16 protein-coding genes are annotated in these 16,688 nt (G+C 60.2%); 11 read left to right on the top strand and 5 right to left on the bottom strand.

Features of this window, described 5'->3' with window-relative positions:
• Positions 1–465 precede the first annotated feature (465 nt).
• The 8 genes from G520_RS0106525 (at position 466) to G520_RS0106495 (ending at position 6,709) form a co-directional block, all read left to right on the top strand.
• A complete protein-coding gene (locus G520_RS0106525) occupies positions 466–1,830 on the top strand; it encodes a Fic family protein (RefSeq protein WP_169449819.1) in 1,365 nt (454 codons plus the stop codon).
• Positions 1,831–2,029: 199 nt separating this feature from the next.
• Complete coding sequence (locus G520_RS25670; RefSeq protein WP_281424561.1) at positions 2,030–2,158, top strand: hypothetical protein; 129 nt, start codon at positions 2,030–2,032, stop codon at positions 2,156–2,158.
• Positions 2,159–2,194: 36 nt separating this feature from the next.
• The gene (locus G520_RS0106520; protein ID WP_028534952.1) at positions 2,195–2,938 is read left to right on the top strand and encodes a nucleoside phosphorylase; all 744 of its coding nucleotides are present in this window, start codon (positions 2,195–2,197) and stop codon (positions 2,936–2,938) included.
• A gap of 51 nt (positions 2,939–2,989) precedes the next feature.
• On the top strand, positions 2,990–3,589 hold the full coding sequence (locus tag G520_RS0106515) for a membrane protein (protein WP_036665581.1): 600 nt from the start codon (positions 2,990–2,992) through the stop codon (positions 3,587–3,589).
• Between the two features lie 21 nt (positions 3,590–3,610).
• Positions 3,611–4,378, top strand: a complete 768-nt coding sequence (locus tag G520_RS0106510) for an energy-coupling factor transporter transmembrane component T family protein (protein WP_028534950.1) — start codon at positions 3,611–3,613, stop codon at positions 4,376–4,378.
• Positions 4,375–5,220, top strand: coding sequence for an energy-coupling factor ABC transporter ATP-binding protein (locus G520_RS0106505; RefSeq protein ID WP_028534949.1), 846 nt, complete (start codon positions 4,375–4,377; stop codon positions 5,218–5,220). Before G520_RS0106510 ends, G520_RS0106505 begins: the two co-directional genes overlap by 4 nt.
• On the top strand, positions 5,213–6,037 hold the full coding sequence (locus G520_RS0106500; protein ID WP_028534948.1) for an energy-coupling factor ABC transporter ATP-binding protein: 825 nt from the start codon (positions 5,213–5,215) through the stop codon (positions 6,035–6,037). Before G520_RS0106505 ends, G520_RS0106500 begins: the two co-directional genes overlap by 8 nt.
• Before the next feature lie 219 nt (positions 6,038–6,256).
• On the top strand, positions 6,257–6,709 hold the full coding sequence (locus tag G520_RS0106495) for an Lrp/AsnC family transcriptional regulator (RefSeq protein WP_051229147.1): 453 nt from the start codon (positions 6,257–6,259) through the stop codon (positions 6,707–6,709).
• A gap of 123 nt (positions 6,710–6,832) precedes the next feature.
• Here G520_RS0106495 and G520_RS0106490 read toward each other — a convergent pair whose 3' ends face one another.
• Genes G520_RS0106490 through G520_RS0106480 form a run of 3 tightly spaced genes read right to left on the bottom strand, consistent with a single transcriptional unit; the run spans position 6,833 to position 9,713 of the window.
• Complete coding sequence (locus tag G520_RS0106490) at positions 6,833–8,077, bottom strand: ATP-grasp domain-containing protein (protein WP_036665579.1); 1,245 nt, start codon at positions 8,075–8,077, stop codon at positions 6,833–6,835.
• Positions 8,078–8,106: 29 nt separating this feature from the next.
• Positions 8,107–9,309 carry an MFS transporter gene (locus G520_RS0106485; RefSeq protein ID WP_028534945.1) on the bottom strand — a complete coding sequence of 401 codons (1,203 nt, stop codon included), beginning with the start codon at positions 9,307–9,309 and terminating at the stop codon, positions 8,107–8,109.
• Positions 9,306–9,713, bottom strand: coding sequence for a hypothetical protein (locus G520_RS0106480; RefSeq protein ID WP_028534944.1), 408 nt, complete (start codon positions 9,711–9,713; stop codon positions 9,306–9,308). Before G520_RS0106480 ends, G520_RS0106485 begins: the two co-directional genes overlap by 4 nt.
• Before the next feature lie 509 nt (positions 9,714–10,222).
• On the opposite strand from G520_RS0106480, the gene G520_RS0106475 reads away from it, so the two are divergent.
• A complete protein-coding gene (locus tag G520_RS0106475; RefSeq protein ID WP_084637502.1) occupies positions 10,223–11,053 on the top strand; it encodes a transporter substrate-binding domain-containing protein in 831 nt (276 codons plus the stop codon).
• Between the two features lie 383 nt (positions 11,054–11,436).
• On the opposite strand, the gene G520_RS0106470 is transcribed toward G520_RS0106475, so the two are convergent.
• Positions 11,437–12,594: a trans-sulfuration enzyme family protein gene (locus G520_RS0106470; protein ID WP_246542703.1), complete on the bottom strand. Its 1,158-nt coding sequence runs from the start codon at positions 12,592–12,594 to the stop codon at positions 11,437–11,439.
• A 55-nt stretch (positions 12,595–12,649) separates the two neighbouring features.
• The gene (locus G520_RS0106465; RefSeq protein WP_211222776.1) at positions 12,650–14,086 is read right to left on the bottom strand and encodes a pyridoxal-phosphate dependent enzyme; all 1,437 of its coding nucleotides are present in this window, start codon (positions 14,084–14,086) and stop codon (positions 12,650–12,652) included.
• Positions 14,087–15,052: 966 nt separating this feature from the next.
• On the opposite strand from G520_RS0106465, the gene G520_RS0106460 reads away from it, so the two are divergent.
• On the top strand, positions 15,053–15,892 hold the full coding sequence (locus G520_RS0106460) for a class I SAM-dependent methyltransferase (protein WP_051229145.1): 840 nt from the start codon (positions 15,053–15,055) through the stop codon (positions 15,890–15,892).
• Positions 15,893–15,942: 50 nt separating this feature from the next.
• The coding region (gene metK / locus G520_RS0106455) for a methionine adenosyltransferase (protein ID WP_028534939.1) at positions 15,943–16,688 on the top strand (746 nt) is incomplete at its 3' end.

Here is a 16,688-nt window from a genome sequence, read left to right as displayed (position 1 = left end):
AATCCGCCACCTGCCCCAGGCGTGCGAGCTTGGGCGCGCATACAATCAGGATTGGACCGACAAAATCTTCTGCGGCTTGTCCAACCTGGGGCAATGCCTGCAAACGGGCGGAACACTGCGCTCCTTTCCCCGCTCCGAAGTCTCGTGGCAGATCACGATGCAACAGCACGGACGTAGCACTCGCGAATCCCGGTGCCCGGCAGGAGGGCGCATGCCGCTTTGGCCTGTCCGTCGATGCTTGCCCATCCGCCGCGCTCTCGTCCTTCGACGCCCGGCTTGTCTTCTTTCAAGCCGGCTGGCTTCCGGCAGTTCTGGATTTTATATCTATCAAAATTCTATCAAATAATAATTTGTTTTTTTACTTCAAATAGTTAACTGTTTCACGATTATTCCGAAGGCATGGGGTCTCGTCGACAAGATTATGATAGATTAGAGCAGGTCAACTCAAAATCCGGCAGGATTCCCGTGAAACGACACCTCGCGGCAGACATCATCGATCTATTGAACAAGCAGCCATCCCGGGGTGCTAGCCAACGGATGTCAGCCGGCGAGCTGGCCGATGCGACAGGCGTCAGCCGCCCGACCCTGAACCGTCGTCTGGCCAAGATGGTCGCCGAGGGTCAGTTGATCAAAAGCGGGCGGGGTCCGGCGACAGTCTATGGCACGCCCGACGCCGTGATGCCCATCCCCTCCGCTTCCGCCCCAGCGGCGGCCGAGCCGACAAGAACAGGATTCGCCTTCGATGCCGGCGCCCTCGCCCGGCTCTCTGAATTGCGTATGCCCGTGGCGAGCAGAACTCCCGTTGCGTACCAGCGCGATTTCGTCGACCGCTATCAGCCCAATACCTCGACCTTGTTACCCGCCGCGCTGGCCGATCGTCTTTACGCTGCGGGGAAGGCAAAAACGCCTCTGCCGGCCGGCAACTGGGCTTTGGGGCCATGGCTGATCGATCTGTGCTGGCATTCCTCGCGTCTGGCCGGTAACCGCAAGAGCCTGCTCGAGGCACACGAACTGTTGGCGCGCGGCCGTGCTGGGGACGACGATGCCGACATGATCATGGTGTTCAACCATAAGGACGCGCTTGAATTCATCCTTGAAGCGCTGCCCGAATATGGCATCGACACGATGGTCATCCGCAATATCCAGAGCATTCTGATGCAGAATCTGCTCAAGGATGCCGGAGCGGTCGGGGCCATACGCAGGCAAGGCCTGACCCTCGCTGCGACGGCCTACCAACCTGTCCAGGGCGCGGCTCAGCTGGAAGCGATGCTCAACGCGATCGTCGAAAAGCTGCGCCGTATCCGCAACCCGCTGGAAGCCGCCTTTTTTGCCTGGATCAACATCGCCTATCTGTATGCTTTCGAAGAGGGCAATAACCGGACCAGTCGACTGTGCGCCAATTTGCCTTTATTCGCATCGAACTGCGCGCCGCTCTCGTTTTGCGATGTCGATGCCGCCGATTATGCTCTCGCGCTGACGGCAGTCTGCGAGCGCCAGGATGTCTCTCTCGCTGTGGACCTCTTTGAATGGACCTATCGCGTTTCCATCGACAAATACACCGCCGAAACCGAACCGGTGCGCGCAGCCGGCCCGGCCCGGGGACGGTTCAGGCAGAAACTCGGCGACGGAGTGCGCCTCGTCGTCAATAATGCGCTGACGGTTTTCCAGGCGGCGGCCACACTGGGCCTCGCCGCGGATGAGATTGGCATTTTCAGGAATCTGCTGGCCGGAGAACTGAACCGGCTGGAGGTGTACAACTGCTCGCGCTACCGCCTATCGTTCGCCAGAACCGAGGACTGGGTCAGCAGTGGCCGTCCTGGGCTCGAGTGAAAGCGATGGCGCGTTCTCGCGTCAGGAGCAGGGGGAACGCTCGCGCCTGAGCGGCGCCAAAGCCCGGCCTGCATCCGCGCAGGCCGCGATCAGAACGCGACAAGACGAGCGCGACGCAAGTCGGTTGCCCTTTATGTAAAAACGGGACCTTGTATCATTGCAATGGATAACTGGCGACGGTATATGACCAGAAACATTGATGACGTCATCACATAGCGTCAATCGTATCATCGCCGGATTGCGCGAGGAGAGCCTGACCGCGACCGAGCGCGGCATCATCGTGTTCCCGGATCGGGCGGGATGCGCGGCAATACGCACCCGAAATTAAAGACGCATGATTTCAACGACAGAAAGTGAGGACACCATGTCGGAGCCGATGCAGCCGCATATCCGGTGTGGCCGTGCCGATGGGGCAAAGTATGCGATTCTTCCCGGCGACCCGGAGCGGGTCGAGCGTGTGAAGGCCTTTCTCGACAATCCCGTCGATATCGCCTTCAACCGGGAATATAAAAGCTGCAGCGGAAGCTATAAGGGCGTCCGCGTCATGGTGATTTCCACCGGCATCGGCGGTCCGTCCACCGGCATTGCGGTTGAAGAGCTGAAAAAAATCGGTGTGGAAACCCTGATTCGCATCGGCAGCTGCGGCGCTCTGAAGGACACGCTCAAGCTTGGCGACCTGGTCATCGCCAGCGGGGCGGTCCGGGATGAGGGCACATCACGGGCCTATGTCGCCGAGTGTTATCCCGCGGTGCCGGATCCCGAGGTGCTGGCCGCGCTGGTGCACAGCGCGCGCGCGCAGGGATATCCTTTGCACTGCGGCATCATTCATAGCCATGATAGTTTTTATACCGACCAGGAAGAGGCGTCCTGCGCGTATTGGAGCCGACACGGCGTACTGGCCGCCGATATGGAAAGTGCGGCCCTGTTTGTCATCGGGGGACTGCGCCATTTGAAAACCGCGTCGATTCTCAATGTCGTCGTCGAGCGCAGCGGAGACCTGGAAAGCGGCATCAACGAGTATGTGGAAGGCGACAGCCGCACCGCCATCGGAGAACGCAAGGAAATCATCACGGCACTGGAAGCCATCGCCAGGCTCGAGCAGTGCTGATACGGGATCGCCATCCCGGCAAGACAGCGCACATACACAGGAGATAGGGTCATGAAAAATAGCATGTGGAATCTGAAGCTTTCTACTTCCGCCCTGGTTCTTATCCCGGCCGCGGTCGGGATCAACTACATCGGCAAACTGTTTGCAGGACTACTGAAGCTTCCGCTATGGCTGGACTCGATCGGCACCGTGCTGTCGGCCATGCTGGCCGGCCCGGTGGTCGGGGCGATTTGCGGCGCGATCAACAATATCATCTATGGCCTGACGATGGACCCGATCTCATTCATCTATGCGCTCACCAGCATCGGCATCGGCCTGGCCGTCGGGGTGCTGGCGCAGAAGGGACGCGTCAATAGCATAGGGGGGGCCGTCGTGGTCGGCCTGGTTGCCGCTGTCGTTTCCACCCTCATCTCGACGCCGATCAATATCGGTTTCTGGGGCGGGCAAACCGGGAATGTCTGGGGCGATCTGGTCTATGCCGGCATGGTCGCGCATCACTTTCCGGTGTGGATCGCCTCCCTGACCGACGAGTTCATCGTGGATGTGCCGGACAAGATTGCAACCGTGATCGTGGCTTACGGGATCTATAAAGGTCTGCCGCAGAAACTGACGATTCTGTTCCGGCATGACAGCGTGACCGAACAACTGTAAGCCCGCTGGAGGGCCGCTATTTTGAAAGCACTCAGCCTCTATCAGGATAGGGGGACTGTCGTCCATCGGGTCGATTCGCGTTCGAAACTACTCTATATCCTGTCCGCGATTCTGATCCCTGCCGTATTGCCCGGCTTTATGCCGGGGCTCGCCATGCTGGCCCTGAGCATCTTGATCCTGGCGACGGGGAAGGTGTTCGGAAAGGTGCTGCCCCTGGTCGGCTTCAGCCTGCTGATTCTGGCTTCCATCGTGCTGATTCAGGGGCTGTTCTATTCGGGAAACAAGCAGCTGCTGTTTTCCCTGTGGCGATTCGGCTTCTACCGCGAAGGCTTGCTGTTTTCGGGGGGAATCTGTTTGCGCGTGATGAATATCCTGTGTGCGGTGTCCATCCTGGTGCTGACCACGCGCCCGTCGGATCTGATCGAATCGTTGGTGCGACTCGGCCTGTCGCCGCATCTGGGCTATGTGCTCTCGTCGGTGCTGCAAATCATTCCGCAAATGACGGCGACGATGGAAACCATTACGGACGCACAGCGCTCGCGCGGCATGGAGACCGAAGGCACGCTGCTGGTGCGCATGAAAGCGTTTTTGCCGCTCATCGGACCGGTCGTGATGAACTCTCTGGTGAGCACGCGCGAGCGTTCGCTGGCGCTCGAAGTGCGGGCCTTCAGCGCGCGCTCGAAAAAGACTTTCCTCAATCCGCCGCAGGGCGGCACCGCCAATACCGTGATCCCGCTTGTCTTGCTGCTGGCCATGGCCGCGGCGATAGTCTGGAGGGTGATGCAATGAAGAAAATCACCGTTTCCGGCCTTAAATACCGCTATCCGCTGACTGAAGAACTGGCCCTCAAAGGTCTCTCGTTCGAGATCGAAAAGGGCGAGTTCATCGGAATCATCGGCCAGAACCTGTCGGGAAAATCCACGCTGTGCCAGGCCCTGATGGGCCTGGTCCCCCACTTTTACAAAGGGGGCTATGGCGGTTCGGTATGGGTGGATGGGCTGGAGGTCGGCAAAGCCGAGATCCACGAGATCGCACAGAAAGTCGGGCTGGTGTTTCAGAACCCGTTCACCCAGGTCAGCGGCTCGAAAATGACGGTTTTCGAGGAACTGGCCTTCGGCCTGGAAAACCTCGGCGTCGCGCGCGAAGACATGGCGCCGCGGATCGAGCATGCCATGGAACTGCTGGGCATCGGCCGTTTCCGCGACCGCAACCCCTTCGACTTGTCCGGCGGACAGATGCAGCGCATGGCCATTGCCAGCGTGATAGCCATGGAGCCGGAGATCATCGTGCTGGATGAGCCGACCTCACAGTTGGACCCGCAGGGGGCGGAAGACGTTTTCCAGGCGATCGAGGCTTTGAGCCGGCGTGGCATGACCGTCATCATGGCGGAGCACAAGATCGAAAAAATAGCCCGTTATTCCGACCGGGTGCTGCTGCTGCACCAGGGGGAAATGGTCGCTTTCGACACCCCGCAACAGGTGTTCTCGCGCGACGATCTCGAACGATACGGCGTGGTGCCGCCGGTGTTCGCCCAGGTATGCAAAGGCATGGGCATACGCAATCCGGCCACCGGCCTGTATCCGATGACCCTGGACGAGGCCTGCGATCAAGTGGTGAACTGGCATGAATAAGATCGAAATTCGCAAGCTGCGCTTTCATTACTCCGCCGGCGAGGAAATCCTGAGCGATATTTCCCTGGACTTCGATGCGCGCTCGACCGCCATCATCGGGCAGAACGGCGCCGGCAAAACCACTTTCGTCAAATTGCTGAAGGGTTTGCTGCAACCGGTGTCGGGCGATGTGCTGATCGATGGCATCAACACCCGCGACATGACAGTGGCCGGGCTGGCCCGTCATGTGGGGCTCGTTTTCCAGAATCCGAACGATCAGATATTCAAGAACAAGGTGCTGGACGAGGTCATGTTCGGCCCGTCGAATATCGGCCAATCGCCGGACGAAGCGCGGGCAAGCGCGCTGGCGGCCTTGCAGATGGTGGGCCTGGCCGACAAGCAGGCCGAGAACCCCTATGATCTGAGCCTGTCTGAACGCAAATTGATCAGCATTGCCTCCATCGTGGCGATGCATACCGACATCATCATCTTTGACGAGCCGACCATCGCGCAGGATCATGCCGGCAAGGAACGCATCAAGGCAATCATCCGCGAGTTGGCGAAGCAGGGGAAGCTGGTACTGACCATCATCCACGATATGGACTTCGTCGCCGAAACCTTTGAACGCACGCTGGTGTTTGCCGAAGGCAAGGTCTTGCTGGATGGGCCGACGCGTGAAGTCTATGGCCTGCCTGGGATACTCAAGCAGTCGCACCTGGAGCCGCCCCACATCACCCAGTTGTACAATCGCATCGGATGCCAGGGCGCGGTGCTGACGGTAGAGGAGTTCATCGCGGCCAGACGCGCCGGGACCGGCCGGCCACCCGTCAGCGCGTGAGGCCGGCGGGAGCGGAACGCCCGCGCATCGTGCCGCCGTCGGCCGTGGCCTTCGCCGAGGACCCCGGCGGCGAGGAGAGCGCCCGGGGGGCCGGGCTCGATCATCGCCCGATCCAGGTGCCCCGGCCTTTCTGCGCGATGCAGATATAAGATTCACGACGCGGTCGACGGTCGTTCGTGCTCCGCCGCAATACGGGGGCAAACTCGGTGCCAGGATCTGATGAAGAAAATCGATGAAGTAGACCGGAAAATCCTGGAGCTGCTCAGGCAGAATGCAAGAATGAGTCTTGCCGAGATTGCCAGGCAAGTCCATAAATCGCGCACGGCAGTCGAGGCCCGCATCGCCCGGCTGGAAGAGGATGGCGTCATCCTGGGGTACCGGACCGAAATTGACGAGCAAAGCCTGCCGCTGCCGGCCAATCAGGCCTATGTCATCATCCGCCACGCCGGCGGCGCGGACTGCTCGGTCATCTGGCAACAATTGCGCGGACGGCGCGAGGTGCTCGAGTGCCATTCGCTGTTCGGTGCGCTGGACGTGATCGTGCGGGTGGGCTACCAGCAGTTCGAAGAACTCATGAGCTTGAAGGCCTTGCTGCTCGACAACCCGCGTGTGGTCGAGGTGTCGATCAGCCCCATCCTCAAGACATGGTTTCCGCCCGATCATCCCGCATGATAGCCCTTGCCGCGGCGCTCGCAGGCGCAGGGAGCACCGCGGCAGGATGCTGGCATTGCCGCGACGATCGACCCGGGAACCGGACGGCGGCGCAATCGCGGGCCCGGCACCGGCCGCCGCCTATCATTCCGACTCTTCCACCAGCTGCAACGTTTCGCACCGGCGCACATCGTCCCGCAGGGTTTCCTGCGAGGGGTGGGCCAGCCAGACAATGCCGGGGCAGCTTGCCAGATCGACGGTAGGTGCCAGCGTATCGCCGGGAGCGACGAACAAGCGGTGGCCGCGATAGCTGGGCAGCGCGTGCAGTGCGTCGGTCAGTCGGCGCGATTCGCCGGAAAAGATCTGCATGCGGTCATTGATCAGAAACAGGATGTGTCCGGCTTGTGCGAGGCAGGAGACACGGGTCTGAATGGGAACGCCCAGATAGGCATCGATCGCCAGGCTGACCAGATCGGGGGCATGGCAATCCTTGAACAAAGAAGGAGCGACACCGCCATGCAAGCGTGCGCCGGCTTCTATCATGACCGGGCCCTTTGCGCTCAGGATCAGCTCCATGTGCACCGGCCCCTGCCGCATGCCTAGCGCATGGGCGGCTTGGCGCGCGTATTCGATCAGCTCGGCATACTCTGCGCGCTCCGCATCCAGAACCTCCAGTCCCGCATAGACAAAGGCCGAGCCATTGCGGGCTATCTTGCGATAGACGGACAGCGAGGCCACGGTATACCCGGCGGCATGGGCAACCATGTCCACCACGTATTCCGGCCCCTGAATGAAAGGCTGGATGACGAAGCCGACATTGACTTCGCCCAGGTTGTTGATCCGGTCCCAGGCGGCGCGCCCGAGCGCTTGCGCCACCCCATCGCGGCCCCTGGCAAAGACCACGCCGTCCGTGGCCGCCGAGTTGACCGGCTTGACGACATAATTGTCTTCTTGATTCAGTTGCCCCAGCAGCGCTTCGATTTCGCCTTGGGCGCGCACCAGTGTCGTCGGAATGTGGCGCAAGCCGGCCAGCGCCAGCGCCTGCTGCATCTGGTGCTTGTGACGGCGCCGTTCGGTGGTGCAGGGGGAATTGCCTTGCAAGCCGAGCCTGGCCGCCAGATCTTCCGCAACGGCCACGCCGATTTCGCAGCCGGCCACGACGGCCGCGACCGGCGCATCTCCGATGTGCTTGAGTGCGGCATCGGCATCGTACAGCATGCCGCCGTCGAAATCTGCGGCCTGGAAGCCTTTGAGGAAGCGCTCCGGCACGCTGGCCGAGGAGCGGACGGCCAGGCAGTGCAGACCGCGTGCCGCGAAAGCCGGCGCGTAGACGATTCCGCTGGAATAAGGGTCGACGATGATAACCCAGGGTGTGGTCTGTGAATGCATGATGTCTCCTTTCAGGTCATGGGGGGCGGTCAACGTACTGCCCCGGCCTTGGCCATCTTGGCGGCGGCCGAAGCGCTCAAGCGGGATGAAGCCAGCAGGCAGGCCAGCAGCGCCAGCGGTACGGCGGGCAGCAGGTAGGGTGCGCCGGCTGGGCCGAGCAGCGGGCGGGTGCTCAATACCGACAGCAGCAGGGGCGCGGCGCTTTGCAACAGCAGGTAGTGGAACGCGCTCACCGAGCCGATATGATCGGCGTCGGCCGGTGTGCGCGCGATGTCGATCAACTGCTTGCGCAATCCGATGCGCAGGAGGTTGATGCCATAGCCGATGCCGAAACCGGCCGCGATCGATACGGGCGCGAGCGAACTGAAGCCCAGCACGGCATCCATCAGCATGATCCAGACCGCCACGGCCGCCCCCGTGACACGCCGTCGCGGCAATACGGCGGCCAGAAAGGCCCCGCAGCCTGCGACGGCGCTGGCCAGACCGAATTGCGCCGAGGTCCAGTGGTTCAGCTGCAGATAGATCACCGGGGTGAGCGTATTGAAGGCGCCGATGTGGAAGCCGATCATGCCCAATGCCAGGCACAGCCACAGCAGGATGCGGCGGTCGACGCGCTCGGATGCGCCGCCGGCGCCGGTGCGCGCACTCTGCGTCGAGGGGGCGGTCGGACGAGTATCAAGGCGGGGCAGCAGTAGCAATGCGCTGAGCAGCAGGTTGGCGATGAAAAGAACCTGGGCCAGATGCTCGATGCCCAGCCGCTCCAGCGCCCAGCCGCCGGCGGCCGCACCGCTGAAGGCGCCCAGCTGAATCGCCGTTTGCATCCAGCGTGCGGCGCGCTCGCTGCTCAGGTCGCCCGCCTGGCTCAGGCGGGTGTTAAGCGACTCGAGTGCGCTGGTGGAGAAAAATCCGAGCGTGCCCACGACCAGCGACACGCCGACAAAACCGGAAAGATGGTGCAGGCTGGCGGCGCCGATCACGGCCAGCAGCGCACCATAGCCTGCCATGCGCAGCAGCAAGGTCCGGCGCAGCCCGCTGAGCAGCATCCTGCGCTGGGGCGGCAGCAGGCGTTGCAAGCCAAACGGCAGCAAAACCGACAGACACAGCACGCAGCCCAGCGCCAATGGCGAACCCGTGATCTGCAGGGAGGACCAGAACAACCCTATCATCAGCGCCATGTCGATGGCGGTGAGCGCCGCGACGGCGGCGTAGAAAATGATGTGCTTCGTATTCATCCCTCTTCTCCTTGCGAAGGCCTGCATTCTTCGATGGTCAGGGCTTCTTTGCTGTGGAACGAGACGGCCAGGCAGCGGAAAGAATGATGATGGTTCGCCGGCATATCGCGAAAATAATGGGTAAGCGCCATCGACGTGGCGGCATAGAACGGCCAGCCCCGCTCGTCGGCATTCTGCAGCCGCCGCTGTGCAAGCCGATGTGAGGGCTGGTGTCGCGGCGGCATGTTCAACCGGCTGTCGAACGGCCCCGGGGTCACTGCCCGGGCGCGCGCCGGGCGAGGATAGGGTGGCCGGCAATACCCGCCTTCGGGCCGGCCAAACAACGGCGCACTGGCACCATGCCAGATGGCCGGCTCTTGTTCTGAGCGGATCGTGTCGTTGACGTTGACTGCGCTAGCCTGCATGAATCACTCCTGTCGAGCTCATGCAGCGATGCTAAATGGTTGCAACAGTTAAATTAATGATCAAAGCGTCTGATGTGACCGGCTGTTTCACCAAACGACTAGTAAAAATTACTGGCGAAGGGTGAAGGAAGAAACGGCTGGACTTCGGGCAGGGGCGTGTCCTGCCCGCCTGGCGCCGGGCGAATCGCGCGCACCTCTATTTGAACGGCACGCTGGCATCGCCGCCAGTCGTCATTCTCCGGGCTCTTGCGCCGACAAATGCATCGTGGGCCTGTGCGACATGTTGTGACGGGCCGGCAAGAAGGGCGATGCGTTTCAATCTGCACCCCAAGCCAGCGCCGGGAGTCAAGGTTTGACTCATTCGATTTGTCCATGAGTGTCGATGACAGCCGCTTGCTGCGCACGGCTCAAATCAAGGAAAACAATATTCTTATATTTAATTGATTTTGAAATTTTTATAATGGTTTGATATATAAGTCATTACCTGACCCACAAGAAGACAGAGACAAATGTTGAAACGACACTCGATGATCGCCAAGGCCCTCACCGCCATTGCGCTTCTGGCTGCGAGCCAGAGCCATGCCGGAGCAACGCTGGATAACGTGCAAAAAACCGGAGTGCTGCGCGGCGTGTTGCTGGAAAGCTATCCGCCGTTTTCCTTTCTCAATGGCAAGAACCAGCTCGATGGCTTCGATGTCGATGTGGCCAAGGCGGTGGCAAAGAAGCTGGGCGTCAAACTCAAGCTGGAGACGCCGGCCTGGGAGGCTATTGCCGCAGGGCGATGGGGCAGCCGCTGGGATATTTGCATCTGCTCGATGACCCCCAACAAGGAAAGAGCCGCGGTGCTGGACTTTCCCGTCTTCTACTACAACTCGCCGGCCGTGCTGGTGGTGAACGCTTCCGACAAGAAGGTCGGCAGCCTGAAGGATCTGGAAGGGAAAAAGATCGGTATCGAGCAAGGTTCGTCTTACGAAAGTTATCTACAGAAAAAATTGGTGCTGGAGGCTCCCAATGCCGTCCAGCCCACCTACCCGTTCGGCAAGTTGATCATCGCGCCCTACAGCAATGAGGAGCTGGCTTATCAGGATCTGGCCCTGGGGGCTGGCAAACGCGTCGATGCCGTCATTTCGAACCTGGTAACCGCCCATGAGCGTATCAGTAAAGGGGGCAAGTTCCGCATCGTGGGGCAGCCGCTCTACCAGGAGCCCAACTGGGTCGCTGTCGGCAAGGGGGATGCCAAGTGGAATGCCCGGATCAAGCAAGTGATCGGCGAGCTGAAAAAAGACGGCACCCTCAGCGCTATTTCCAAAAAGTGGATTGGTTCCGATATCACCAACTGAGATCCCGCCCCGCTGCCGTTTGATCGGGCGCGGGGCGCCCCGACTCTGCCTGCCGCATGAAACCGAAAACCCGACCCGGGCGGCAGGTCGGCCTGGTCTGGGTGCCGTCAGCCGGGCAGTCGAAAAAATACTTCCCATCCACACGGTCGCCCAGAGCCCCGCGAACCATGTCGAAGTCGGGCTGGACCGGGGCATATGCTCAATAGTTGTCGCTTTTCAGGACTGCTCTCCTTGTCTGGATGAGTTCGTTTCCCGCTCGGCACTTGGTCTGGAGCGGCGGCCCTCGGCCATGCCTGCGCTCCATATGCTTGCCCTGCTGCCGCATGCAGCGCTTCGAGGCCGGTTGGTATCGGCCCGAAATCCGCTCGAGCGAACGAACGCTGCTAGCGATCGGCCGCCAGTGCATGGTCGAGATCGGCAATGAGCGCCGCTGCGGACTCGATGCCGACCGACAAGCGGATCAGGTTATCGCTGATACCCAATGCCTGCCGGCGCTCGGCCGGAACCGAGGCATGGGTCATCGCTTCCGGCACGCATACCAGACTTTCCACTCCGCCCAGACTTTCCGCCAGGGTGAACAAGCGGCTACGTGACAGCACCTGCTTGACCTGGCTCGCATCGCCATCCAGATAGAAGGATACGATACCGCCAAACCCGTTCATCTGGCGCTGTGCCAGACTATGCTGCGGATGGCTGGGAAGGCCGGGGTAGCGCACGCTTTTTACCCTTGGGTGCCGTTCCAGCCAGCGGGCGATCTCCAGCGCATTGCGACTGTGCTGTTCGACCCGCAAGGCCAGCGTGCGTATCCCACGCAATACCAGGAAGCTGGAAAAGGGGTCGAGAATGGCACCGGTAGCGTTATGCAGGAAGGCCAGTTTCTCGACCAGGTCTGGGCGCTGTTTCGACACCACGGCCACACCGGCAATGACGTCCGAATGCCCATTCAGGTATTTGGTGGCCGAGTGCACCACGATGTCGAAACCATGGCTCAGAGGTTGCTGAATGACCGGAGAAGCAAAGGTATTATCGGCAACCGCAATCAACTGGTGGCGCGCGGAAATTTTCGCCAGCAATGCCAGATCCGCCAGTTTGTTCAGCGGGTTGGATGGCGTTTCCACCCATAACATCCGGGTGTCCGGACCGATTGCTGCTTCCAGCGCGGCCGGGTCATCAGACGGAACATAGGTGATGGCAAGGTTGGCAGAGTGGCTGCGCACCCGATCAAACAGCCTGACCGAACCCCCGTATAAATCATCGATCGCGACAATGTGGCTGCCTGCCGGCAGGAGGTCCAGCACGGTGGCAATCGCGGCAAGGCCCGAGCCGAAGGCATAGCCGCGGCTGCCGCCTTCCAGCTCGGCGATCCCCCGTTCAAGTGCCTCGCGGGTCGGATTCTGGCTGCGGGAATATTCGTAGCCAGAATGCTCGCCCGGTCCATGCTGGCGATAGGTCGAGGTCGCATAAATGGGAGGAATCACCGCACCAAATTGATCCTCATGGAGGCCGGCCGTCACCGACAAGGTTTGAAAATCAATACTCAAGATGGACTCCTTTTAAAATCGGGCTGCACGAATGTATCGCCGTTTTCCGGGACGGCTACTCGGCCGAACCAACACGCTGCCGCCAGTAAGTCAGCAGGTCGCTCTGGGTAATCAGGCCCAGGTAGTGCTGTTTGTCCATGACGACCGCGATATGGCCGTTATTGAAGAGCAGGAGCAGGTCTTCCAGCGAAGCCTGCGGCGATATGGTTTCCACCTTGCTGCTCATCGCGGTAAAAACGGGCAAGTGGAAGTTTTCCGGTTCGCCATGTACCGACATCAGCAAATCCCATTCATCAATGATGCCTATCACCCTGCCTTCATCGATGACCGGCAGCTGTGAAATATCATGCAGCCGCATGCGCTGGTAAACCGAGGTAAGCGGATCTTCCTGATGACAAAACACACTGTGTCCGCGATCGTGCCGCCGGGCGATCAAGTCAGTGATATTGCCGACCAGAGGCGGCTTGTCCAGGCCCTGATCGAACAGCCAGAAGTCGTTGTACATCTTTGACAGATACTTGTTGCCGCTGTCGCAGACAAAGGTCACGACCCGCTTGGGGGCTGTCTGTTTCTGACAATACTGAAGCGCAGCGGCCAGCAAGGTCCCGGTCGAGGAACCACCCAGGATGCCCTCGCGGCGCAGCAGTTCGCGGGCAGCATCGAAGCTTTGCTTGTCACTGATACGGTAGGCGTGCCTGACCCGGTCGAAGTTGGCCAGCGGAGGAATGAAATCCTCGCCTATGCCTTCCACCAGCCAACTGCCTGCCTGGCCGAACTGGCCATGTTCGACATGGTCGGCCAGGATGGAGCCGGCAGGGTCGGCCAGTACGAATTCGGTCGTCGGCGAGACCTCTGCAAAGAAGCGCGAGAGACCGCTGAGCGTTCCGCTGGAGCCGACACCCACGACAATGGCGTCCACCTCGTGCTGCAACTGTTCCCATAGCTCGGGCCCCGTGTTGTGCTCGTGGGCCTGCGGGTTGGCCGCGTTGCTGAATTGATCGATATAGAAGGCCCCGGGTGTCCTGGCTGCCAGCCTTGCCGCACGGTCCTGATAGTAATCCACGTCGCCTTTGCCGACATCGGAACGCGTGAGTACGACCTCTGCACCGAGTGCTTGCAGATGCAGGATTTTCTCCCGGCTCATTTTGTCCGGCACAACCAGAATCAGCTTGTAGCCTTTCTGGGAGGCGACCAGTGCCAGCCCCAGACCGGTGTTGCCGGCCGTTGCCTCAATAATGGTCCCCCCCGGCTTGAGTCTGCCATCCTTCTCGGCAGCTTCAATCATCGATAATGCGACTCTGTCCTTGATGGAGCCCCCGGGGTTCTGATTTTCCAGCTTCAGATACAGTTCGCACGGGCCTGTATCCAGATGCGTGACTCTAAGCAGCGGGGTGTTCCCTATCATCTCCAATACCGAGTTGCTTATCCTGTCCGGATGGCGGTCGGATGGAAACGGCTGCGGTTCAACTTCACTTATCTGTCTCGCGGTCATCGTCTTTCCTTCGTCTGCTTCCAGAGATTGCGTTACCGCGCCCGCTGCTCGCACCGAGACGCCGGCGTGCAAAGTTGAAGCAGATGGATTCAGAAATCGGGGTATTGCTGAAACCTTGTATACCCCACCCAGGCATGCCTCCGGCAAGGACAGTCAGTCCCCCCATCCTGGCTATCGCAGCGGTGCGGCTGGTGAAAAACCAAAGTATCACCAGCAATGTCGGCGCAGTTTAGTCAAGGTTCGATAAAAGAATAAGCAATAAAAAAGTGTAACTATATTATTTTATGGAATAACGAATGGTATAGCCGACCCTCTCGCAACGTCGAGGGGTCCTGCCCGGACGGGAGTTCCCAGCCCCCCGATCGGCAAAACGGGCGGTTCCGCAAGGAGGCAGCCTGACAGTGACGGGTGCGCTTGCTGTTGCCAAAGAGCGACAGCGCGATAGAAGCCATTATCCCTTTGTTTTTAATGGCTATTAAATCGCCTGAATCCTGCTGCAAGGGTATTGCCAGCCTCTTTGCATAGATCTCTATGTAATATAGTCGTGTTGCTATATATCGTACAGCAATATAGTATCAGCTCGCAATCGCGTTCCGAAGACGGGTGGTGCGACGCGTCCTTGCCACGCACGGAAAGGGGGGCCGGAGAGCGGCTTTTCTGGCTGGCGACCGGCGCCATTCACGAACAGAAAAAACGGCAAGCGCGCGATGGTGCGCGGCGACTCCCTGACTCGCCGGAAGAGGGGCGAAGCCGCTCCTGGTGGCTGGCTGCCCTGCAGGCAGAGGGCGCCCCCGCGCGGGAAGGGCGAATCCCGGGCAGGCCAAGCCGCGGGAAATTCCAGCCTGATGCGCGAGCAAGCGACCGTGACGTTTTAACGCTGTGCCCCCTGCCATGCCGGCACGAGATCAAAGCAATGGTCCACAGTCGTTCCGGAACATCCACATTGTGTGTACTAAGGATAATCTCATGCCAAATCTGCAAGGCCATCAACGCAGCATCGAATTTCCCTATGTTCATGGTTTTTCGCCGGTAGAGCAGGAGCGGCTCGCACGGCAAGCGCGTTTTCTTGAACACAAGGTCTATCAGAGTATCGAATTCAACAATGTCGACAGGGTGCTGGAGGTTGGCTGCGGGGTCGGTGCCCAGACAGAAATTCTGCTACGCCGCTATCCCGATATCAGGATTGCCGGCATAGACTTCAGCGAGAAACAACTCGCGGCAGCGCATGATCGCCTGCGGGATCACCCTCTGGCGCTCAAGCGCCTGACGCTGCAGCAGATGGATGCGGGCAATCTCGATTTTGCCCCGGCAAGTTTCGATGCGGCCTTCCTGTGCTGGATTCTCGAACATGTGCCCGATCCCGAGCAGGTGCTGGCGGAAGTGCGGCGGGTGCTTAAGCCGGGCAGCCGTCTGTACGCGACCGAAGTCATGAATGCCGCGTTTTTCTTGTCTCCCTACTCGCCGCACTTGCAGCAGTATTGGGCCGCCTTCAACGAGCACCAGCTTGAGCTCGGCGGCGACCCCTTCATCGGAGCAAAGCTCGGACATATATTGCTGCGGCAAGGCTTCCGCAATGTCCGGACCGAAGTCAAAACGCTACATCTGGATGGGCGCGATCCCCACCTGCGGCACGAAGTATTGCAGTACTGGTCGGAACTGCTCTTGTCTGCAACAGAGCAATTGCTGGCAGCCCGGCGCGTCACGCCCGATCTGGTCGCCGGCATGAAACTGGAACTGCAAAAACTGAGCAAGGACCCCGAACTGGTTTTCTTTTATTGCTTCTTTCAGGCTACGGCCACGCTTTGACACCGTGTCCCTTACATTGAATCTACCCCTTTGAAAAGTGAAGAACATCCATGTCTGAATTCCTGTTTACGTCTGAGTCGGTATCGGAAGGACATCCGGACAAAGTCGCCGATCAAATCTCCGATGCCGTCCTCGATGCGATCCTGCACGAGGACAGACACGCGCGCGTTGCAGCCGAGACGCTCGTCAACACCGGGCTGGTGGTGTTGGCTGGCGAAATCACCACGCGCGCGAATATCGATTATATCCAGGTGGCTCGCGACACCATCAAGCGCATCGGCTACGACAACTCGGAACTGGGGTTCGATTATCACGGCTGCGCGGTGATGATGTGCTACGACCGGCAGTCGCCCGATATCGCACAGGGCGTGAACGAAGGCGAGGGTCTGGATCTCGACCAGGGAGCCGGCGACCAGGGCCTGATGTTCGGCTACGCCTGCGACGAAACGCCGACGTTGATGCCGTTCCCTATCTATTACTCGCATCGGCTGATGCAGCGCCAGGCCGAATTGCGCAAGGATGGCCGTCTGTCGTGGCTGCGTCCGGACGCGAAAAGCCAGATCACCTGCGTCTACGATTCGAACACCGGTCTGCCCAAGCGTATCGACACCGTGGTGCTCTCGACTCAGCACAGCCCGGACATCGATCACAAGACGCTGACCGAGGCCGTGATCGAGGACATCGTGAAGCCGGTGCTGCCGCCGGATATGCTGACGGCCGAGACCCGCTTCCTGATCAACCCGACCGGGCGCTTCGTCATCGGCGGCCCGATGGGCGACTGCGGTCTGACCGGGCG

It is taken from the genome of Paludibacterium yongneupense DSM 18731, from assembly GCF_000422925.1.
GTDB classification, from domain to species: Bacteria; Pseudomonadota; Gammaproteobacteria; order Burkholderiales; family Chromobacteriaceae; genus Paludibacterium; species Paludibacterium yongneupense.
Note: the sequence above shows the minus strand (reverse complement) of the source record. Positions and strands in the feature narration are given on the sequence as shown.

Coding starts and splice junctions, on each gene's coding strand:
- G520_RS25670 (WP_281424561.1), top strand. CDS start 2,030: ATGACGTCATCACATAGCGTCAATCGTATCATCGCCGGATTGCGCGAG.
- G520_RS0106520 (WP_028534952.1), top strand. CDS start 2,195: ATGTCGGAGCCGATGCAGCCGCATATCCGGTGTGGCCGTGCCGATGGG.
- G520_RS0106515 (WP_036665581.1), top strand. CDS start 2,990: ATGAAAAATAGCATGTGGAATCTGAAGCTTTCTACTTCCGCCCTGGTT.
- G520_RS0106505 (WP_028534949.1), top strand. CDS start 4,375: ATGAAGAAAATCACCGTTTCCGGCCTTAAATACCGCTATCCGCTGACT.
- G520_RS0106500 (WP_028534948.1), top strand. CDS start 5,213: ATGAATAAGATCGAAATTCGCAAGCTGCGCTTTCATTACTCCGCCGGC.
- G520_RS0106495 (WP_051229147.1), top strand. CDS start 6,257: ATGAAGAAAATCGATGAAGTAGACCGGAAAATCCTGGAGCTGCTCAGG.
- G520_RS0106490 (WP_036665579.1), bottom strand. CDS start 8,077: ATGCATTCACAGACCACACCCTGGGTTATCATCGTCGACCCTTATTCC.
- G520_RS0106485 (WP_028534945.1), bottom strand. CDS start 9,309: ATGAATACGAAGCACATCATTTTCTACGCCGCCGTCGCGGCGCTCACC.
- G520_RS0106480 (WP_028534944.1), bottom strand. CDS start 9,713: ATGCAGGCTAGCGCAGTCAACGTCAACGACACGATCCGCTCAGAACAA.
- G520_RS0106475 (WP_084637502.1), top strand. CDS start 10,223: ATGTTGAAACGACACTCGATGATCGCCAAGGCCCTCACCGCCATTGCG.
- G520_RS0106465 (WP_211222776.1), bottom strand. CDS start 14,086: ATGACCGCGAGACAGATAAGTGAAGTTGAACCGCAGCCGTTTCCATCC.
- G520_RS0106460 (WP_051229145.1), top strand. CDS start 15,053: ATGCCAAATCTGCAAGGCCATCAACGCAGCATCGAATTTCCCTATGTT.